The following is a 19,967-nucleotide window of genomic DNA, read 5'->3' on the forward strand; positions in this document are numbered from 1 at the left end:
CCCTTTGACGATGGAGACTCTCATGCCAACGATCAATTGCACCTCCGTGCGGTCACACGCCACCGGCCGGCGTTTTTTCGGCGCCGTGGCGGCGCTTCTGCTTGCCTGCGTTATTGCGCCCGCCGTTCACGCCCAGCAAGAATGGGCAGTCCATGACAGTGACGCGAATAGCACGCTGTCCGATATCAAGGGCAACACCAAAGGCACGAACACCGACACTACCGCACTGAAGACCGCCATCGGTGATACGAACGCTGGCGGCGGCAACACCGTCAACGCCAACCTCGACGCGATCAACAAGAAGCTGATCATCGGCAACAGTGAAAACAACCAGCCCTACAAGGACAGCCAACCGGGAGCACGCGTGGTCGATCCCGATGAGGTGCTGCCGGCATCAACGTCCACGGCGCTGGACGACGGCGCGGGTTGCAAGGCCGTAGCTGATGCGCAGCAGGCGACCTGTAACAAGATCGTTGCTATCCAGAACGCGAAGTACAAGTACATGCTTCTGATGTACGAAACCAACAAGAAGCGAGACGACATGCTCCGCGAGCTCCTGATCGAGCGCTCGAAGATCACGGCGAGCGATGCCAATCAGTACGGCAAGCTCGAGGACAACACTAACAAGCTCACGGCCCTCTACAACCTGATCTCGCTCGACCAGCAACAGATGGCCACGGTCAACTATGCATACGATGCCAACATCGAGTACCTCCGTAAGGCCCAGGCGCTAATGGCACGGGGCGCTAATACGGGCAAGAAGGCCGACTCCTGGACGAACATCTCGCTCCCGACTGGCGACACGATCGATCTCGGTCCGGCGATCAGCGGACTGATCAGTGGCGCCGCCCTCCAGGCCGCGCTGCAGAGCGTCAAGTCGACCGCGCCCAGCGGCATGCAGAGGCTGTCCATCGGCGACTCCAATGGCCTATAAGACTCGCCAGCACCACATCGGTGCAACTCAAACCTGTTCGTTGCATCACCGCGACGCGACACTTCATCCGGAAAGGAACTCGCTCACATGATCGGCATGATGGGAAATCTTGTGAGCAAGTCGGCCGTGGCGCTTGCCGACCCGCTCGGCGGTGCTACCAACTTCGTCTTCTTCACGCAGATCAACAATTTCTTGCGCGATGAGATCGACTACATGCAGTGGCGCCTGCTTTCCAGTGCAGCGTCCATCATCGGCCTCGTCGCCGTGGTCGTGCTTACCGTATGGATCATGTTCCAGGGCTTCCGCATCGTTACGGGTCAGTCCCGCCAGCCCATGATGGTGCTGGTCGGCGACGCGCTTCGCGCGACGCTCATCGTCTTCATCGCTACGACTGCCGCCTACTCGTCGAGCTCGGTCTACTGGAAACTCAGTGACGGCATGTCGTCGACAATCGCCAGCTACGTTACAGCCGACAGCAGCAGCCCATTTCAGTCCATCGACGACAACCTCGCCCAGATGGAAGTCGCCCTGGCCATCATTGACAGCGTCGATCCTGGCAACTCGGGGAAGAACGACGAGGAACAGGCGTCCAAGGATCGCAACCGCTGGTTTACGGGCATCGGCATCGCCGGCCCCAGCGTCATCGCTGGCTCGATGCTTTTGCTGAACAAGATTGCTCTCGCGCTTTTCATAGGCTTCGGGCCCATTTTTATCATGTGCCTGCTGTTCGAGCAGACCAAGCAACTGTTCAGCAAGTGGTTGCTATACGGCATAGGCACCGTGTTTTCTCTCGCCGTCCTGTCCGTCATGGTCGCCATCGCAATGAAGATGATGAAAGCCATCACCGCCGCCTTCGCCGCGAAATACCTCGCGACGTTCGCTGACATCGGCAGCACCGACGGCATCAACAGCATGGCCTTGCAGCAGGGCGGCGTCGGTCTCTTGTTGTCGACACTGATTGTCATGGCACCACCGATGGCCGCCGCATTCTTCCAGGGCACGCTGGGCCAGTTTGCGTCGTACTCTTCGTTCGGTAACGTGGGTTCGCAGCTCGGCGGGCAGGATCAGGCGGCCATTGCTCAGGGTAGGCAGGCTGCAATGAACAACAATAGTCTTGCGCCCACTGATCAAGCGGTCCACCGCAACCAGACGGGGCAAGGTCAGACCGGCGGAAACTTTAATCTCGGGGGCAATGCCAGCTCTTACAAGGCGCTTGCGGATACTGCACCCACTCAGAGAGCTCCAACGGGGCGAGGCGAGGTCGAGTGACACTTACGAAAGTCCTGCTGCTGACAATCACTCTATTTGCCAGCAATGCTGTCTGGGCGCAGTGCGCTCCCGGCATTCCGAGCGCGGGGAATCCGGGATGCATTCCTCCGACGCAACCTGGCTCCCCTTACGGCCAACAGGGAGATGCCAATTCGTTCTCGTCTAGCTCTCCACCTCCCGCAGCGCGATGGGCAGAACGCTGGGGCGCCGTGGCCCTGGATGCCAGCACAGGAAGTGCCGGCGTATCGACAGGCATGAAGACGCAGGCCGAGGCAAAGCGTGAGGCTTTGGACCAATGCCGCGAGAACCGAGGCCAGGCCTGCGCCATTTCCGTCGCGTATCGCAATCAATGTGCCGCCGTCGCTCAGCGATCCACGGGAGGAGTGATGGGAAGTGCTAGCGGTCCGACCCTTGAAGTCGCCAAGGCTGCTGCCAAGGAGGAGTGTGGAGATACGGCTTCGTGCCAAATCGTATACAGTGCCTGCAGCCTCGCTGAGAGAGTCGACTAACGCCTCGCAGTGTCCGCCGCGCCTCGTCCGTCAAGAGGTTGCAACAAGTTGGCCGCATCAGAGTCGACTAGGTACCGCACGACGGATCGCGAGCTGGCAAGAAAAACTTCATAAATACCCTCGTCTATCTTGCTTACGCTCGTTGGCATGGTCGCAGTGTGCTTCCCGCATATCTTGTGCCGGAGGGCGCTTTTACAATGTGAGGAGCAAGGCGGAACTCATTGCGAGGTCGTACTCACGTATTACAGCCAGTGTGCCGCTATCACGCAGTTAGCCAAGGGTATCTTAAGCAGCGCGACAGCAGCTACAAGATCTCGTGCGGAATCGCGAGTCGTGACGAAATGTGGGGACGAGCGAACATGCAGATTTCCTTACAGTCCGTGCGCACTGCCCGTCCGCGTTCAGTAGATCTCAACGGTCAACGGAAGAAAACATCAAATGGGACATGGAATGATTTCCAACGGTTGCCGAGCCACGCTGTTAGTCGTACTGCTATCACCTCTGGCAGCATGGGCACAATGCGGAGCCGGAATTCCTGGCGCCGGCAATCCAGGGTGCATCCCTCCAACAGCACCTGGCTCTCGGTACGCGCAACCAGGCGACCCGAGTCTTGCGTCTCCCAGCGCAGGTCCCGCTGCAGTGTGGGAGGACCGATGGGGTGCGATCGCCATTGACTATCAAAATGGGGCAGCGGGCGGCGCGGATAAGGGAAGGTCAGAAGACGAAGCTATCCAACTGGCGATGCAAAGATGTGAACATTCCGGTGGCACGCGGTGTGAGGTCACGGTATCGTTTGTTAACCAGTGCGCCGCGATCGTTCAAAAAACGGGCGGTGGATTGGTCTATCCAGCTACTGCTGCAGATACGAATGAAGCAACTGCGCGAGCTTTTCGCAAGTGCGGTAACGGCGAGGCTTGCAAAGTCAAAGCTACGCTGTGTACATATGCCGTACGCGTTCAGTAAGAGGTTGTGCAAACAACCGTGTTGGCCTGTTCTCGACGTTAGGCCTGCGGCCACTCCTTGTCCAAGTCCATTTGGCGCGGTTGCTACAGGCCTCAGCGCAAGGGCTTAAGGCGCTACTGACGAGCATGCAAACCGAAACAAGTCTTCCGCAGCGCGCCCGCGCGTGGTTCAGTGTTTCAGAACGAGAGCCTTCGCCAGCATCGGCACCACCGACGACATCAGCAACATGGTTCTGCAAGCCTTGAGAGCAATTTCAGCCCCTATAACGCGCTTGCGGAAACTACGCCTACTCAAGGAGTTCCAACAGGGTGAGGCGGAGTCGACTGAAACTTACGAAAGTCCTGCTACTGACAATCACGCTATTTTTGAGCGATGCAGTCTGGGCACAGTGCGCACCCGGCATTCCAGGCGGCGGCAATCCCGGTTGTATACCTCCAACGCAACCGGCGTCCCCGTACTACCAGGGGAGCGATCAACTCCCGGCCCAAACTTCCCCATTTGCTCCAGTTGGCCATTGGGAGCGTCGATGGGGGCTGTCGCGGTCGCTCCCTCGGGGCGTGCAGGCATAGTCACAGGGGCCGTGAGTAAGTGGTCAGCAGAGCAAGAAGCCCTTCAGCGGTGCAGTGACAACGGCGGAACTGCGTGTGATATCGCTGTCGTATCACGACCAGTTCGCCGCCATCGCTCAAAAACCGTCGGGTGGAACCATGGGTACTGCATCGGCACCGACCATTGACATTGCGAGATCCACTGCGCTGACCCAATGCCGCGATTCATCTTGCCGAGTTGCCTATACTGGCTGCAGCATGTCGGAACTAGTGAACTGACCGGGAGCTTTTGCAGGCATCGGCAACAACGACAGGATCGACAGCGTACCCCTGCAACTGGGTTGCATCGGCCTTGACACCGATGCTGATTGCCATAGCACCGCCGATGGCCGCCGCATGCTTCCAGGGCATGCTGGGTCACGTTGCTTCGTACTCGTCGTTCAGTGGCGTCGGATCCCAGCTTGGTGGGCAGGATCAGGCGGCCATTGCTAACAGTAAGCAGGCTGCGGTGAATACGCCGCCACCTTAGCCTGCAAATACCATTGTGGATACTAGGCACGATGGGCAGTCTAGCTATGATTCGCTCGATTCCGCCGCATGTTCCGGAGCGAGTAGCTCCCGATTCGCCCAGGACGGCAGTAAATTTACGTCACTCACCGGAACCGGAAAGACTCCACAATGATGAAACAGGTCCTGGCATTCGTTAGCGCGACACTGATGACTTGCGCGGCGTGGGCGCAGTGTGCGCCTGGAATCCCAGGCGCTGGCAACCCTGGCTGCATACCTCCTACCCAACAGGGATCGTCTTATTATCAGGGGAGCGAGCAGCTTCCGGCCCAACCTGCTCCGACTGCCAGATGGGAAGACAGATGGGGGGCGGTCTCGGTCGACCCACGGGGACACGTAGGCATCGTTACCGGGGCAGTGAGTAAGTCTTCCGCCGAACACGACGCGCTCCGGAAGTGCAGTTCAAGTGGCGGGACGTCGTGCGACATCGCCGTGTCGTATTACAACCAGTGCGCGGCGATCGCGCAAAAGCCATCCGGCGGAATTATGGGCACATCAACTGCGCCAACCGTCAGCATGGCAAAGTCGAACGCACTTACCGAATGCGGCGATTCATCTTGCCGCGTTGTCTATAGTGACTGCAGCATGCCGGAACGAGTGAACTAACCGACTGCATTCGCGTCACAGCTTTGCCTGGTAAGTCGTCGCCTCCGACAGTTCGTGCCCATGCGTATCGACGTGGATATGAACGTCAGGATATTGGCTTTTCGGGTAGCGAACGCTTGTTACGCAGAATTCCGCAGCACTCGTGGATTGGATCAAGCATGAACAAGCACTTCTCGCTTGCTCCACACGACGGATCGTGCTCAAACCGACGGCCAACGGACGAACACATCCAATGGGACATCGAATGATTCCGAACGGTTGCCAAGCCGCGCTGTTACTCGTACTGCTTTCACCTCTGGCACCATGGGCACAGTGCGGCGCCGGCATTCCTGGCGCTGGCAATCCAGGATGCATCCCTCCAACATTACCGGCTTCTCCGCAAATCGGGAACGACTTGCCACGTGATCTATTACAAGTGCAGTGCTCCTCATCCCGTACGCTAAAAGCCTAAGATCCAGGTTCGATTACCATCATCGATTTACTGCAGCAGGGAGGCGTCGGTCTCTTGCTTTCCACTCTCATGTCATGGCGCCACCGATGGCTGTCGCATTCGTTCGGTGACTTAGGTTCGCAGCTAGGGGTGGGGAGGGCCGGCGGGCGCAGGCTCCGTGCAGGCGCCAGAAACCCGCTCGATGAACACTGGTGGCGCGAATAGTGCCGCGCAATCAGATGCAATGAAATGTGGAACCACGCCAAATAACGGCCAATTGTGATGATCGATGAAACGTATTAAGTTCGTGCTCCTGATTTTGCTGGTTCATGCGTCGACTGCCGGCGCCCAGTGTGCCCCCGGTATTCCCGGGGCAGGCAATCCCCGCTGCATGCCGCCTACAGCCATTGCCTTGGCGATGGAGCCGAATTGCCCATAGTCGTTTACACAGACACCACGGTCACAGTGTGACCCAACGCACAATGCACGGACCGGGAGACGTCCCTCCGCAACCTCTTCCGGCTAAACTCACGTCCTAATGTGGTTGGTCCGGCTCCGACGCGAAAAGGATGAACGTGAAGCTTTCCCCTCATTACGGTTTGCTCTGGGTCGCCGCCTTGTCGTGGACGGGCTGGGCCGTGGGCGCGCCTGCTCCGGCGGACGATCTCAAGGCGTTCGCGACCGGTGGTGCCCGCATCCTTGAGTCGCAAAAAGGCGATCTCAATGGCGATGGCCGCCCCGATGCGTTGTTGGTGCTCGACCCACCGGCACCCGCGGACGCCAAACTCGGTGAAGGCCCGGCACGCGAGGTGGTATTAGTGGTGCGCGATGCCTCTGGGCAGTTGCAGAAAGTCGCGTCCAATGCGCACCTCGTGCCCTGCGAGCAGTGCGGCGGCAGCTCGGGCGATCCCTTCGGCTACAGCAAGGTCGCCCCGGGCAGCTTCACCATTGTCAACGGCGGTGGTGGTCGTGAACACTGGTCGGACGAATACACGTTCACGTATTCGGCAGAAAAGAAAGATTGGTTCGTCGCCCAGGTAGCGCGAAAAGTCGAAGACAGCGTAACTGGCAGGCAGAAGGCCATCCAGCTGTCGGCAAAGGATCTGGGCTCCGTGAGTTTTCAGGAGTTCGATCCGTCGAAGCTGCCGGAGGTGACGCTTCCCTGATCCATTGTGACACCTCGCCTGGACGGCGGGTAACGGCAACGCAGGGAGCAAGGCCGGCCGAGAGTCAAACAGGAGCTACACATGACGATTGACCGCGAAACACAAGTGTTGTCCGACGCTTATGCGGCGGGTATCCGCTCTCCGAAGGAACTGGCCAACTTTATGGCCCAGGTTACCCATGAGTCCAATGGGTTGAATCGCCTTCAGGAGAGCTTCCGCTATACCAAGGGGATCACCCAGATTCCCGTGGAGGCTGCGTGGCGTCAGGGTGCGCACGCACTCGATGCGGCTCGCAAGGACGCCTTGCGCGGCCAGCCTGAGAAACTTGCCGAACTGATGTACGGCGGCCGAAACGGTAACGATGAGCCCGGTGACGGGTTTCGTTATCACGGACGCGGCTATATTCCGCTGACTGGCAGGGCCAATTACCTGGCGGCTGGCAATGCCCTCAATATGGACCTCACTACCCAGCCCGAACTGGCCGCGGATCCGACGCACGCGTCGAAGATCGCCGTCTGGTACTGGCAGAACCGCGTGCCGGAAGACGCGCGCACCGATGTCCGGGCAGCGACCCGCGCCGTCAACGGCAAGCTCAACGGCCTGCAGGATCGTGCCGACCGCTTCAGCGCTTGGGAAAAACGGCTCACGCCTGAAGTGATGGATCGCCTGGCCAGTGGCGAGGTGGGTCATCCCCTGCCCTCGCCCGGCCACGACGCGAAAAGTCGCGCCGCTCGCGAAATGGCCAAGGCATCGAAGCGCCGTCTCCTGCCCGACGATAACACTGGCCCTGACAACGACCCCCTGATTGAGATGGAGCAACAGCGCAGCGTCATGGAGGAATCGGGTGAGTTCACGCCCGAGCCCGTGAAGCCGCACCACCGTCACCGTCAAGCCCCCGGCTACGGATACGCCGTCGGCGAAATGCCGGGCATGTGCCAGGCCCCGATGATGAGCCAGCCGGAACATCCGCACCATGCCCTGTTCTCGCAGGCGCGCGATGCCGTGCACCGCCTGGACGAGCAACATCAACGCGCCCCTGATACGCAGAGCGAGAATCTCGCGGCCGCGCTGACAGTCGCCGCACACAGGGAGGGCATGCAGCGCATCGATCACGCGGCGCTCAGCGACGATGCCAGCCGCGCCTTCGTCGTGCAGGGCGATCCCGCCTCACCCCTTAAACGCGTCGCCGAAGTTCCCACTGAGCAAGCCGTGGCGACCCCCGTGGAGAAAAGTACCGAGGTGCTCGACCGCATTGCGAAAGCTCCGCAGCAAGGCACGGAACACGCTCATCAACCGTTGCCTCATCTACCGGGAACGGGGCACGGTATGTGACGGCGGCGGCCTCCGGGTCGCAGCGAAGCGCCTTTTTTCGACAAGCTCCGGGGGTCCGGGGCTTCTCACACGGCTTGATACTTTCAACTTCAGGGAACATCCATGATCTCTCCACGCATCTCGGGCCTGCTCGCACTGTGTGTGTTCGCCGGCACCGCCCTCGCGGCGACGCCGCAGGTCCCGACCGTCGCTGCCCAGCAGGCGCTGCTTCTGAAAATGGATCCGGGCGCGCAGGCGGAGTGCCACAAGGACAGCTATGGCAATGCCGCCTGTACGTCAGGCAGTCATGCCGTTGAGATCTCCGGTTGCGACAACGACATGCTGTTCGGCCAGGTGATCGACGCTGCAGGCGCCACGCTCGGCACGCGACTCGACGCCGACCACTCGAAGCCGGTGGCGAAACTCAAGGCACATCAGTTTCTCTGCATTGTCGGCGTGGCGAAGAAGTCGGGTGAAGTGCAGCGCTACTATGTTGAGGCATTCCCGGCGGATCACGTACCGGACTGCAAGGGCAATCATCTGTGCCAGAGCTTTCCGGTGGAGTGGGTGGGTGCGCCTCCGGCCACGAAGTGCGAGTGGATCGGCACCTCCGGTGACTTCACCGGAGGCTGCGTCGCCGGGTGGGTCGACGCGGACGCGATCGACGTTTATTCCATGGGCCTGAAGTGACCTCGCCGGAGACAATGCCATGAGTCGCGATATCTACGAACACGCCAACGATCACTTCTTTAACTCAGGCGTTGGGTATGAGTATGGCCGGCCCGACATGCAGACCTGGAACAAGGTCGGCAACAGGACGACCGACAGTAGCCGTAACGAGCAGGACAACGATCACGACGGTCTTCGCGGCGTCGATTGCTCGGCCTTTGTCTGGCGCGGCCTCAAGGACGCCGGGTACGACGTCGGCAACGAGGCGTTCGCTACGTCAAAGCTGTACAACGGCCATCACGTGACTCCCTACAGCCGGCAGCATTTCGATGTGATCCCACCCGCCGCGGGCGGTAAGCCGCCCGGCAATCTCCAGGCCGGCGACATCATCATGCTGAAAAATCGTACCGGCTCGGACCAGCACGTCGGCATCGTCAAGGGCTATGACGCGAACGGCAACCTCGAGTTCATCGGCTCGCAGACCCACGGCGGACCGGGCAAGGTGACGATGAAAGAAGGCAGCTACTGGGACACCAATATGGAGGTCGTAGGCGCCCTGCGTGCCAAGCCCGAGTTCCGTACGCACGAACCCGCCCCGTTGCATGGCACACCGGCGAAGGATCAGGCGCCGGTGCGCTCCGTACCCTCCGCGCCAGCGGCAGAAAAGGCAGCCGCGCCATCGTCGCCACACGCACCGGAACACGCGACCGATGTCCTGCGCAAAGGTGATGAAGGCAAGCGCGTGCAGGACATGCAGGAAGCGCTCAAGCGACTCGGCTATCGTGACGAAAACGGCCACGAACTCAAGCCGGACGGCCATTTCGGTGCGCATACCAAGGCTGCCCTCGAGCGTTTCCAGCAGGCAAACCACCTGGAAAAAGACGGTGTCGCGGGCGACAAGACGCTGGGCGCGCTCAACAAGCTCAATCACACGGGCCCTCGCCTGGATTCCGCCGACCACCCTCATAACGGCATGTTCCTGCAGGCACGCGATGCTGTGCACAAGCTCGATGCTCAGTACGGGCGGACGCCCGATCAGCAGAGCCACCAGCTGGCCGGCTCGGTGACCGTGGGCGCGGTGAGGGAAGGCATGACGCGCATCGATCACATCGCGCTCAGCGATGACGCCAGCCGGGCCTACGCGGTACAGGGACAGCTCAATTCGCCCTTCAAGCAGATCGCCGAGGTGCAGACCCAACAGGCGATGGCGACCCCGCTGGAACAGAGCACCGCAACGCTAGCCCAGCACACCGCCAGCCAGCCCGCCGTCGCCGTGCAGGGGCAGATGCAGCAGCAGGATCTGGCCCTGCAACAGCAGCAACCGCAGCGGTCGGTCTGATGTACGCCGGGCAGGCCCGCTACCGGAAGGTACTGGCGAATACCGTAAATGCCATTCCAGAGTGGACAGGCGGAGAACCCGGTCCATTAGAATCGTGGGACGGACAGGACGGGAAACGTGCCAGATGGATGAATTGAAGGCGTTCGCAACAAAGGGGGCGAAAATCCTCGACATGTTGATCGGCGATCTCACCGGAGACGGAAGGCAGGGCGCCCTTCTCGTGCTCGATCCTCCCGTTTCCGGCCTGCCAAGGCTGGGCGACGGTCCCGCGCGCGAGCTGATGGTTCTCCTGCGTGACGCGCACGGCCGGTTTGAACGGGTCGGGTCCAGCCTCGCCGTGATTCCCAGCTCGACCAGTGGTGGACTCGCCGGCGATCCTTACGGGTACACGCGCATCGACGAGGGCGGTTTCACCATCGCAAACGGCGGAGGCAGTCGTGAGCGCTGGTCGGATGAATTCACTTTTCGCTACACGCCCGCGGCCGGCACCTGGCTGGTCGCCCGCGTGGTTCGTCAGGTGGAAGACAATGAATCGGGAGAGCACCGGCAACTGGTGCTCACACCCGAGACGCTGGGCGAGGTGACCTTCGCCGACTTCGATCCGTCGCACCTCCCTGAGGTGACCCTGCCCTGACCGGGGCGATGACATGCCCGTCATGGCCGATGGGTGCTGTACTCGCAGGATGCGATCTCGAAAGTGGGTGTCAGACAGGAGCTACATATGGCGATTGATCGTGAAACTCAGGTGCTGAACGACGCAGCGGCGGCGGGCATCACGTCACCGAAAGAACTGGCCAACTTCATGGCACAGGTTACCCATGAGTCCAATGGGTTGAACCGGCTCGAGGAAAGCTTTCGCTATACCCGCGACATCTCGCAGATCCCCGTGCAGTCCGCGTGGCGCGAGGGCCCCAAGGTGCTCGAAGCCGCGCGGAAGGAAGCCCTGCAAGGCAAGCCCGAGCACCTGGCCGAACTGATGTACGGCGGCCGTAACGGCAACGACGAGCCCGGCGACGGATGGAAATACCACGGACGCGGCTATATCCAGCTCACCGGCAAGGACAACTACCGCGCTGCGGGCGAGGCACTTGACCTCGACCTGGTCAAGCATCCCGAACTGGCCGCCGACCCGAAGAACGCCTCCAAGATCGCCACGTGGTACTGGGAAAACCGTGTTCCCGAGAACGCTCGTGAGGATGTCAGAGCAGCTACGAAGGCGGTCAACGGCAAGTACAACGGTCTCGAAGACCGCGAGGCCCGTTTCGAGCAGTGGCAGAAAAAACTGACGCCCGAACTCATGGATCGCCTGGAAAAAGGCGAGCGTCAGCCGGCGCAGGCCGACGCGGCACGCCACACCATGAAGGCAGGCATGCAGGGTGAAGATGTCCGCATGCTGCAGGCCAATCTTGCAAGGCTCGGCTACAAGGACGGTGCCGGTAACGCGCTGCATACCGACGGCAAATTCGGCCCTGGCACCGAGGCGGCACTGAAGTCGTTCCAGCGCGACCACCATCTCGAGGCCGATGGCGTTGCCGGCCCACGGTCGTTGGCCGCCATCGACCAGCAGAAACATGTCGACGCTACCAGGCAGATCCCACCCGCCCTCCGGCTCGATGACAAGAGGCATCCCGACCATGCCATGTTCACCCAGGCCCTGGACGGAGTACACCGCATCGACGCCCGGCATGGGCGCACGCCCGACCAGCAGAGCAGCCAGTTCGCCGGCTCACTGACTGCGGAAGCCAGGACACAAGGGCTTAGCCGAATCGATCAGGTCGTTTTGAGCGAAGACGCCGCGCGCGCCTATGCCGTACAAGGCGACCTGAACTCGCCGCTGAAGAAAATCGCTGAAGTCGAGACGCAGAAAGCCGTCAGCACACCGTTGGAGCAAAGCAGCGCCATCGCGTTGCAGGCTCCCGCGCAGGACGAGGCACAGAAACAGCCCACGCGTCAGCCGCAGGGCCCGGCCACGCCGGGTTTGTCCTGACCATGACAGAGGATCGAAACCGGGTGAAACCACGCCTCGCCATCGCCGCCCTGCTCCTCGCCCTGACTCCTATCGCCTACGGTGCCACCATGAAGACCCCCGACATCAAGCTCAACCCGAATCCTCGCCAGCGTTACGAAATCGTCGCGACGGTGCAGGACGCTCCGGGCAACTTCGACCGGATCGAAGGCGCCGTGCAGTACAAGGTAACCGACCGCCAGTGTGTGCCACTGACCCCGGTCACGGGCGCCGCCCAGTTTCCCGAAAAGCGTGTGCCGATTGAACTGCACCGTGTGGACGACCACACGTATACGGGCGATATTTACCTCGATCTGCTTCAGGACGAGGATTACTTCGGCATGGGTGTCTGCCATTGGAATCTCATCGGCGCGGACGTCACCTTCCAAGTGAACAAGCTCTACTTCTCACCGAGCCTGTTTCATGACGATCTGGTTTCTCAGCATCCAGTGATTCGTTTCTTCGCCGACCGGTCCTACCAGATGTCGACCACCCAGCGCGTCGACACCGGCAACGCACGCCGTGAAGACTTCAAGGAAGACGCTGACCACACCTTCTCGATCGAACTGAAAGCCAGGGAGAAGACGCCGTGACCATGCGTTCAACGGACTACGCCCTGCTCGCGGAAAACTCGTACCTCAATCCCGAGATAAACAAGGAAATTATCCTGGATGGCGTCGCTTATAAGGCGATCGACTTCATGGACAACCCGGAGACCGGGTTTCAGGGCACCGCGTACCGGAGGATCGATACCAACGAGGTCGTCATCGCCTACCGCGGCACGGAATTTGGGCGCGAGCCTGTGCACGACGGTGGCGTCGATGCTGGCATGGTGCTGACCGGCGTGAATCTGCAGGCACACGACGCCGCTATCTTCACGCAGCGCGTTCTGGATGCCGAGAAGATCGATGCCGAAGTCAATCACCACCCCATGAAGGTCACCGTCACAGGACATTCGCTGGGTGGAACGCTCGCCGAAATCGAAGCCGCAAAGTTCGGGCTGAAGGGCGAAACCTTCAACGCCTACGGCGCTGCAAGCCTGTTCGGCGTGCCCGAAGGCGGCAATCAGGTGATCGACCATGTACGCGCAGGCGACGTAGTAAGCGCCGGCAGTCCTCACTTCGGTGAAGTGCGCATCTATGCCGACCAGAAGGATATCGACACGCTCTCCAACGCAGGGTATCGAGACCATGGCGGCGCCTTAAACCTGCGCAACCCGGTCAAAGCCATCGACTTCGGGTCGCATGCCATCGACAACTTCGTACCCGATAGCAAGACACTTGGCCACAGCATCATCAACGACGGCGCCCAGAACCTCTACAAGGAGCATGAGGGCATGATCGACCGCTATCGCGGCGACGTGATGGGCATACGCAAAGGTCTTTCAGCCCCTTGGGAAGTACCCAAGACGATTGCCGAAGAAGTCGCCTCAGTGGGCCATGCTGTGGTGGACAAGGTCGAGGCTGGCGTCCATGCCGTCGAGAGATCCGTCGAGCATGCTGCCCATGAGGTAAAAGAGGCCTATCAGCACGTCAAGGAAGACGTCTCTGAGGGGCTGCACGCCGTGGGACAAAAGGCGTCGCACGCGTGGGATACCGTCACCCACCCTTCGTCCTGGTTCAAGCACGATGAGCCCCTACGGATCGACTCGCCAGAGCACCCTCACAACGCGATGTTCCAACAGGCGCGCAACGGCGTGCATAAGCTCGACGCCGAACACGGCCGCACGCCGGACATACAAAGCAACCAGCTCGCCGGCGCCGTGACGGCAAGTGCCGTCCATCAGGGACTTACCCGGATCGACCACGTGGCACTCAATGCCGATGCCAGTCGAGCGTACGCCGTGCAGGGCGACCTCAACTCACCGTTCAAGCAAGTAGCTGAGGTCAATACTCAAGAGGCGCTGTCAACGAGCATCGATAAAAGCAGCGAAGCGATCCGTCAGCATAGTGTATCGCAGGCTGTTGCCCAGCAAGGCGAGCAACCGACTATGCAACCAGATCAGGGAGGGCGAGCCGCGTCGCGTTAATACCACGCCTTACGTAGGCGGCAACATACATGCATGAAGGCCCCGCAAGGCGCCGGGCCTGCGCTAACTGATAGTTACCATCACAGAGGGAAACGACGATGAAAAAGTTACTCTGGACAGCACTACTTTTCTGCATGACATCAGGCATCGCCTGGGCCGACGGGTATTATGAATATATACCGTACTACAACAATGACCCGTTTACCTTCTGCACGAGAGGCGTTCCGCAAGACTGCTGGGCTCCCGTCAGTAAGGAGCTGGGCATCTACACTGTGACTAACCAATACTGTTTCAATGCGTATTCGGCGACCATGTTTGCGCGGGTGTGCCCCAAGGCCTTTCCGATGGGCGGCGGGGGCAGCTCCAAAAGCGCGGTTTCCACCAGGGATAGTGCCGATCTGAGTCCGTGAAACATGCGGCGTACCGTCTCGTTCGACGGGGTGATTGGCGGCCGGCTGACCGGCCTGCGCGTTGGTATTGAAGCGACCACGAAACATTCAAGGACATAAGGCAAGATCGCGCATGAGTAAAACCAGGGGATATTGGGCAGCCGGCCTCGGCGCGGCGGCTCTTGTTGCGGGCAACTCTTTTTCCGGCTATCTCACGCTCCTGTTCCTTGGGCTGCGAGACATATCCTTGAAATGGAACACCTACTGGACCTATATCCGGGCGCTTGGCTTGCCGGAAGTCAAGCCCTACGCATGGAAGATCGAGACCGCAGGAATGATAGGCTTCCTCCTGCCGATCATCGCGTGGCTGGTAGCTCTCTACTTCCTGCTCAGGAAGAAAAAGCAAGCCATGCACGGCGACGCACGCTTCGCCCATGCGTCGGACCTGCGCAAGCAAAAGATGCTCTCCCCCGCGGACAATGGCATTCTCGTCGGCAAGTTCAAGGGAGACCTCGTCCGCCTGCCGGGCCAGCAGTTCGTCATCCTCGCCGCCCCGACCCGTTCGGGCAAGGGCGTGGGCGTGGTCATCCCCAACCTGCTCGACTACCAGGAATCCATCGTGGTCCTGGACATCAAGCAGGAAAACTTCGACCTGACCAGCGGCTGGCGTAAATCCCAGGGACAGGAAATCTACCTGTTCAACCCGTTTGCGGAAGACCGTCGCACGCACCGCTGGAATCCTTTGAGTTATGTCTCAAAGGACCCCGCCTTCCGCGTGTCCGATCTGATGAGCATCGCCACGATGCTGTACCCGGACGGCTCCGATGACCAGAAGTTCTGGGTCAGCCAGGCACGTAACGCCTTCATGGCCTTCTCGCTTTACCTCTGCGAGAAGTGGGAGTTCGACGAGAAGAACAACTTGCCCTTGATGCTGCGCAGCAAGCCCACGCTCGGCATGATCTATCGCCTGTCGTCGGGCGACGGTACCGACCTGCGGGAGCTGTACACCACCCTGTCGAAGCAGCCGTTCCTGAGTTCGAATGCCCAGTCGGCCTTCGCCAACATGCTTTCGCAGGCGGCCGAAACGTTCGCCTCGATCCTCGGTACCTTCAAGGAGCCGCTAAACGCCTGGATCAACCCGGTGCTGGACGCGGCCACCAGCGAAGACGACTTCCTGCTGACCGATGTCCGCAAGAAGAAGATGACGATCTATATCGGCATCCAGCCCAACAAGCTGTCCGAAAGCCGACTGATCGTAAACCTGTTCTTCAGCCAGCTGATCAACCTCAACACGAAGGAACTGCCACAGAACAACAAGGAGCTGAAGCATCAGTGCCTGTTGCTCATGGACGAGTTCACTTCTATCGGCAAGGTCGAAATCATCGCCTCGGCCGTTTCGTACATGGCCGGCTATAACATCCGTCTGCTACCGATCATCCAGAGCATGGCGCAGCTGGACGCGACCTACGGCAAGGACGTCTCACGCACGGTCATCACCAACCATGCCTTGCAGATCGTCTTCGCCCCGCGCGAGCAGCAGGACGCCAACGACTACTCCGACATGCTGGGCTACACCACGGTGCGTCGCGAGAACATCACCAAGAGCAAGAAGGGTGACGTCTCGACCAGCCATACCGAAGAGAAGCGCGCGCTCATGCTGCCGCAGGAACTCAAGGCGATGGGCACGGACAAGGAAGTATTCCTCTACGAAGGCATTCCGCATCCGGTCCTCTGCGAGAAGATCCGTTACTACGAAGACAAGTACTTCACCTCGCGGCTGATGGAAAAAGCCAAGGTCGAGCCACTTAACATCTGAGGTCGGCGCGAACGTCCCGCCACCACGTCATCCAGGAGTCGAATTCGATCATGAAGACCTGTGCAAGCGCGCTTCTGGTCGCCGCCACCCTCATCGCTCCCGCTGTCGGCGCCGCGCCCGCGCCGACGATGTGCGCAAGGGGCGACCAGCCGGTCTTCTCGTGTCCCCTGGCCGGAAGCAAGAAGACCGTTTCACTTTGTGCCGCTGCTGGTGCACCCCATGGTGGAGGTCAGTTTTACTATGCCTACGGAAGCGACGTTTCGAAACCGGAGTTGCGGTATCCCGGTGCGGGCGACGAGGCCAAGTTCACTCGAACTCACTTGATGTTCGGCGGTAATACCGGCGGCTTTGCATACGCTTTCACCAATAGGGGATTCAAGTACGTCATCTACTCGATTTCTGGGTCAAACAATCTGGAAGACCAGGGGCTGGTCGTGTTGAAAGACGGCGAGACGAAGCCCATCAGGCAATCCCGCTGCGAAGCCGGCAAGGTCAGCGTTGCGCCGGACCGTTCTTTGATAGAAAAGACCCTGAAGTGGGAGAGCGACCCGGTGCTCGAGGATCAGGGCATACCCACGCCATAACGAACCATCGATTACGGCGTTCCAACAGGAGTTACACCTATGTGCGGCATGACCCTGCAAAATATGTGCGCCGCGGACACCGATTTATCGGCTGGCACAGAATCCAGGCGAACAATGATATGCGCAGGCACAGATGCGCGACTGTCGAAAAATCCGCCATAAAATGACCACGATTCATCCCGTCGAACAGGACGTCCGCAGCATGCGCGTTGCCCTGGTAACCATCGCAGCGATAGCCCTCCCCGCTAATCTGATAGCGGCGGCCGCGCAGCCCTCTGCGCCAACGGAGGTTGCCGCCTTTGCTCCCGCGGGTACGAAGCTCGTCGCCTTCAAATCCAGCGGCGACGCCGACGGTGCCGATGCCGTAGCCGTTTTTGAGAATGAAAGCGGCGGTGCCACCAGGCAGCGCGACATGCTCATCCTGCATAAGGAAGCGGGGCACATCGAGGGCAAGGAGGGTGACGTACATCCGTCACTACGAAGACAAGTACTTCACCTCGCGGCTGATGGAAAAAGCTAAGGTCGAGCCACTTAACATCTGAGGCCGGCGCGAACTTCCCGCCACCACGTCATCCAGGAGTCGAGTTCCACCATGAAGACCTATGCAAACGCGTTTCTGCTCGCCGCCGCACTCATCGCCCCCGCTATCGGCGCTGCCGCGCCCGCGCCGACGATGTGCGCCAACGGCGACAAACCGGTGTTTTCGTGCCCGCTTGCCGGAGGCGGCAAGACGGTCTCCATGTGCGCGGCGGGCGACGTTACGCACGGCAGCGGCCATTTCTACTACGCCTACGGACGCGATGCGGCAAAGCCGGAGCTCACCTATCCCGCTGCCAATGCTCCGGCCGAATTCACGCGTACTCACCTCGGCTTCGGTAGTAATACCGGCGGTTATGCGTATTCGTTCACCAACGCTGGGTTCAAATACGTCGTTTATTCGGTTTCAGGCTCGAACAACCTGCAAGACGGCGGGTTGGTGGTACTCAAGGACGGCCAGGACAAACCGGTGAAACAGAGCGCTTGCCAGGCGGGCAAGGTCACCGACACGGATGACGATGCACTGATCGACGCGACGCTCAAGCTCAAGAGCGATCCGGCGATCGAGAAGAACGGCGTCCCGGGGCAATAAGCCGCGGACGACCTTCCCTTTTAAGTCAACCAGGAGTTACACCATGTCCGCGAAAGAAAACGCCGACTATCTGATGGACGCCGCCACGAAGGCGGGCATTACCGACCCCAGGGAACTGGCGAATTTCATGGGCCAGATGCAGGTGGAGTGCGGAGGCTACTCGAGCATGAACGAAGGCCTGGGCTACTCCGGCAGTCGCCTGCTCGAAGTCTTCCCCGGCCGCAACGGGATGAACACGCTCGCTGAAGCCAACAAGGTCGCCGCGGGTGGTCAGGAGGCGATCGCCAACGAAATCTACGGCGGTGGCTGGGGCAAGAAAAATCTTGGAAACACCGAGCCGGGCGACGGCTGGAAATTCCACGGTCGCGGCTATGTGCAGCTGACCGGCCGTGCGAACTACGAGGCCGTCGGCAAGGAGCTGGGGCTTGATCTGGTCAACCACCCCGAGCTGGCCGCCGATCGCGATGTCGCCGCAAAGATCGCCATCCACTACTGGAAGGATCGCGTCCAGCCCCACGGTCATCAGACCGATGTCACAGGTGCCTGCAAGGACATCAATGGCGGCCACAACGGCCTTGCCGAGCGCAAGAACGCCGCGCAGGCATGGGAAGGCGCGCTCGACAAGGGATACAAGCCCGGCGGTCCGGATCCGATCCCGCTGGCCGGTGGCGGCGGCCACCGGATGAGCAAAGAGAAAGCCGAGCACGTCCAGACCCTGCTCAACGCCCATGGCTACACCGACACCAACGGCAAGCCACTGGTCGTGGACGGCCACGCCGGCAAGGAAACCAAGCTCGCCATCGAGCGGTTCCAGACGGACCATCATCTCAAGGCGGACGGCATCGTTGGACCGGCCACGCTGAAGGCGCTCGAGCGGAACCTGCAGCATGACAAGGCGCAGCCCGCCGCAACGCCGGCAGCACCGGCGGCACCGGCACCGGCGCCGGCAACACCCTCCGCAACACACTCGCCGACGGCGGCTTCGCTGCGCGAAGGCGCCACGGGCGCGTCGGTCGAAGCGCTGCAAGCCCACCTGCGCGATCAGGGCATCACCGGCTCGAACGGGCGCCCGCTTGCCGCGGACGGACACTTCGGCACGCAGACCAGGGAAGCGCTGCAGTCTTTCCAGCGTGCGCATGGCCTCGAGGCCGACGGTATAGCAGGCCCGAAGACCTTCCAGGCGATCGAAAGCGCGCAACGCCAGGCGGGCATACCGTCACTCGCCGACGCAAGTCATCCCGCCAACGGCATGTTCCGCCAGGCGCTCGACCGTGTGCAGGGTCTCGATGCACAGCATGGCCGCGAGTCCGGCCCGCACACCACCAACATCGCGGGCTCGCTCACGTCGGCAGCGACCGTCGCCGGGATGAGGAGCATCGATCAGGTCGTGCTCAACCAGGACGCGACCAAGGTCTATGCCATGCAGGGCGCCGAGAACTCGCCCTTCAAGCAGCATGCGGAGGTCGATGTGGTGAAAGCGGCCAATACACCCTTGGCGCAGAGCAGCGCCGAGGCATTCGTTGCGAGCGACCTGGCGCGCCAGCAGGCCCAGCCGTCGCAGTCGATCACGCAGAACCACGAAGCTGTGCAGAGCGCCCCCTCCCGGACATGACGGGAGGGTGACCCGAGGGACGATTTTCAATAAGCGGATGCCGGTAACAGCACGCCATCCACTCGTACCTCAGAATGCACATAAATGGCACG

Annotated in this window: 15 protein-coding genes and 2 pseudogenes; 16 read left to right on the forward strand and 1 reads right to left on the reverse strand. The window is 60.7% G+C overall.

Going from position 1 to position 19,967, the window contains the following annotated elements:
- Window positions 1-22: 22 nt before the first annotated feature.
- The 14 genes and pseudogenes from J2X57_RS16720 to J2X57_RS16785 all read left to right on the forward strand — a co-directional run bounded on the left by J2X57_RS16720 (window position 23) and on the right by J2X57_RS16785 (window position 17,134).
- A complete protein-coding gene (locus J2X57_RS16720; RefSeq protein ID WP_309868858.1) occupies window positions 23-934 on the forward strand; it encodes a hypothetical protein in 912 nt (303 codons plus the stop codon).
- Window positions 935-1,021: 87 nt separating this feature from the next.
- The gene (locus tag J2X57_RS16725; RefSeq protein ID WP_309868860.1) at window positions 1,022-2,203 is read left to right on the forward strand and encodes a type IV secretion system protein; all 1,182 of its coding nucleotides are present in this window, start codon (window positions 1,022-1,024) and stop codon (window positions 2,201-2,203) included.
- A 4,198-nt stretch (window positions 2,204-6,401) separates the two neighbouring features.
- Window positions 6,402-6,992, forward strand: a complete 591-nt coding sequence (locus J2X57_RS16730; RefSeq protein WP_309868862.1) for a hypothetical protein — start codon at window positions 6,402-6,404, stop codon at window positions 6,990-6,992.
- 81 nt (window positions 6,993-7,073) lie between these two features.
- Window positions 7,074-8,324: an XVIPCD domain-containing protein gene (locus J2X57_RS16735; RefSeq protein ID WP_309868864.1), complete on the forward strand. Its 1,251-nt coding sequence runs from the start codon at window positions 7,074-7,076 to the stop codon at window positions 8,322-8,324.
- Window positions 8,325-8,426: 102 nt separating this feature from the next.
- Window positions 8,427-8,993: a hypothetical protein gene (locus tag J2X57_RS16740; protein WP_309868865.1), complete on the forward strand. Its 567-nt coding sequence runs from the start codon at window positions 8,427-8,429 to the stop codon at window positions 8,991-8,993.
- A gap of 19 nt (window positions 8,994-9,012) precedes the next feature.
- Complete coding sequence (locus tag J2X57_RS16745) at window positions 9,013-10,311, forward strand: XVIPCD domain-containing protein (protein ID WP_309868867.1); 1,299 nt, start codon at window positions 9,013-9,015, stop codon at window positions 10,309-10,311.
- Window positions 10,312-10,435: 124 nt separating this feature from the next.
- On the forward strand, window positions 10,436-10,945 hold the full coding sequence (locus J2X57_RS16750; protein ID WP_309868869.1) for a hypothetical protein: 510 nt from the start codon (window positions 10,436-10,438) through the stop codon (window positions 10,943-10,945).
- A gap of 87 nt (window positions 10,946-11,032) precedes the next feature.
- Window positions 11,033-11,869 (forward strand): annotated as a pseudogene (locus tag J2X57_RS16755) (peptidoglycan-binding protein); the annotation flags it as partial.
- 66 nt (window positions 11,870-11,935) lie between these two features.
- Window positions 11,936-12,298, forward strand: a pseudogene (locus J2X57_RS16760) (XVIPCD domain-containing protein); the annotation flags it as partial.
- 23 nt (window positions 12,299-12,321) lie between these two features.
- The gene (locus J2X57_RS16765; RefSeq protein ID WP_309868871.1) at window positions 12,322-12,909 is read left to right on the forward strand and encodes a hypothetical protein; all 588 of its coding nucleotides are present in this window, start codon (window positions 12,322-12,324) and stop codon (window positions 12,907-12,909) included.
- Between the two features lie 2 nt (window positions 12,910-12,911).
- On the forward strand, window positions 12,912-14,345 hold the full coding sequence (locus J2X57_RS16770; RefSeq protein WP_309868967.1) for an XVIPCD domain-containing protein: 1,434 nt from the start codon (window positions 12,912-12,914) through the stop codon (window positions 14,343-14,345).
- Between the two features lie 98 nt (window positions 14,346-14,443).
- Window positions 14,444-14,755: a hypothetical protein gene (locus J2X57_RS16775; RefSeq protein ID WP_309868873.1), complete on the forward strand. Its 312-nt coding sequence runs from the start codon at window positions 14,444-14,446 to the stop codon at window positions 14,753-14,755.
- A gap of 112 nt (window positions 14,756-14,867) precedes the next feature.
- On the forward strand, window positions 14,868-16,550 hold the full coding sequence (locus tag J2X57_RS16780; protein WP_309868874.1) for a type IV secretory system conjugative DNA transfer family protein: 1,683 nt from the start codon (window positions 14,868-14,870) through the stop codon (window positions 16,548-16,550).
- Window positions 16,551-16,600: 50 nt separating this feature from the next.
- Window positions 16,601-17,134, forward strand: a complete 534-nt coding sequence (locus tag J2X57_RS16785) for a hypothetical protein (RefSeq protein ID WP_036114789.1) — start codon at window positions 16,601-16,603, stop codon at window positions 17,132-17,134.
- 37 nt (window positions 17,135-17,171) lie between these two features.
- Here the strand turns inward: J2X57_RS16785 and J2X57_RS16790 are convergent, their stop codons facing one another.
- Window positions 17,172-17,603, reverse strand: a complete 432-nt coding sequence (locus tag J2X57_RS16790; protein WP_308851832.1) for a hypothetical protein — start codon at window positions 17,601-17,603, stop codon at window positions 17,172-17,174.
- Window positions 17,604-17,726: 123 nt separating this feature from the next.
- On the opposite strand from J2X57_RS16790, the gene J2X57_RS16795 reads away from it, so the two are divergent.
- Window positions 17,727-18,263, forward strand: coding sequence for a hypothetical protein (locus tag J2X57_RS16795; protein WP_309868876.1), 537 nt, complete (start codon window positions 17,727-17,729; stop codon window positions 18,261-18,263).
- 43 nt (window positions 18,264-18,306) lie between these two features.
- Window positions 18,307-19,875 (forward strand): peptidoglycan-binding protein, encoded by a 1,569-nt coding sequence (locus tag J2X57_RS16800; protein ID WP_309868878.1) that lies wholly within the window; start codon window positions 18,307-18,309, stop codon window positions 19,873-19,875.
- Window positions 19,876-19,967: the final 92 nt, after the last annotated feature.

The organism is Luteibacter sp. 1214, from assembly GCF_031455395.1.
GTDB lineage: Bacteria > Pseudomonadota > Gammaproteobacteria > Xanthomonadales > Rhodanobacteraceae > Luteibacter > Luteibacter mycovicinus.

Excerpts from the sequence above, each read along its gene's own strand:
- J2X57_RS16770 (WP_309868967.1), top strand. The coding sequence starts at position 12,912 with ATGCGTTCAACGGACTACGCCCTGCTCGCGGAAAACTCGTACCTCAAT.
- J2X57_RS16720 (WP_309868858.1), top strand. The coding sequence starts at position 23 with ATGCCAACGATCAATTGCACCTCCGTGCGGTCACACGCCACCGGCCGG.
- J2X57_RS16795 (WP_309868876.1), top strand. The coding sequence starts at position 17,727 with ATGAAGACCTATGCAAACGCGTTTCTGCTCGCCGCCGCACTCATCGCC.
- J2X57_RS16785 (WP_036114789.1), top strand. The coding sequence starts at position 16,601 with ATGAAGACCTGTGCAAGCGCGCTTCTGGTCGCCGCCACCCTCATCGCT.
- J2X57_RS16790 (WP_308851832.1), bottom strand. The coding sequence starts at position 17,603 with ATGTACGTCACCCTCCTTGCCCTCGATGTGCCCCGCTTCCTTATGCAG.
- J2X57_RS16750 (WP_309868869.1), top strand. The coding sequence starts at position 10,436 with ATGGATGAATTGAAGGCGTTCGCAACAAAGGGGGCGAAAATCCTCGAC.
- J2X57_RS16800 (WP_309868878.1), top strand. The coding sequence starts at position 18,307 with ATGTCCGCGAAAGAAAACGCCGACTATCTGATGGACGCCGCCACGAAG.
- J2X57_RS16740 (WP_309868865.1), top strand. The coding sequence starts at position 8,427 with ATGATCTCTCCACGCATCTCGGGCCTGCTCGCACTGTGTGTGTTCGCC.
- J2X57_RS16725 (WP_309868860.1), top strand. The coding sequence starts at position 1,022 with ATGATCGGCATGATGGGAAATCTTGTGAGCAAGTCGGCCGTGGCGCTT.
- J2X57_RS16775 (WP_309868873.1), top strand. The coding sequence starts at position 14,444 with ATGAAAAAGTTACTCTGGACAGCACTACTTTTCTGCATGACATCAGGC.
- J2X57_RS16735 (WP_309868864.1), top strand. The coding sequence starts at position 7,074 with ATGACGATTGACCGCGAAACACAAGTGTTGTCCGACGCTTATGCGGCG.
- J2X57_RS16780 (WP_309868874.1), top strand. The coding sequence starts at position 14,868 with ATGAGTAAAACCAGGGGATATTGGGCAGCCGGCCTCGGCGCGGCGGCT.
- J2X57_RS16745 (WP_309868867.1), top strand. The coding sequence starts at position 9,013 with ATGAGTCGCGATATCTACGAACACGCCAACGATCACTTCTTTAACTCA.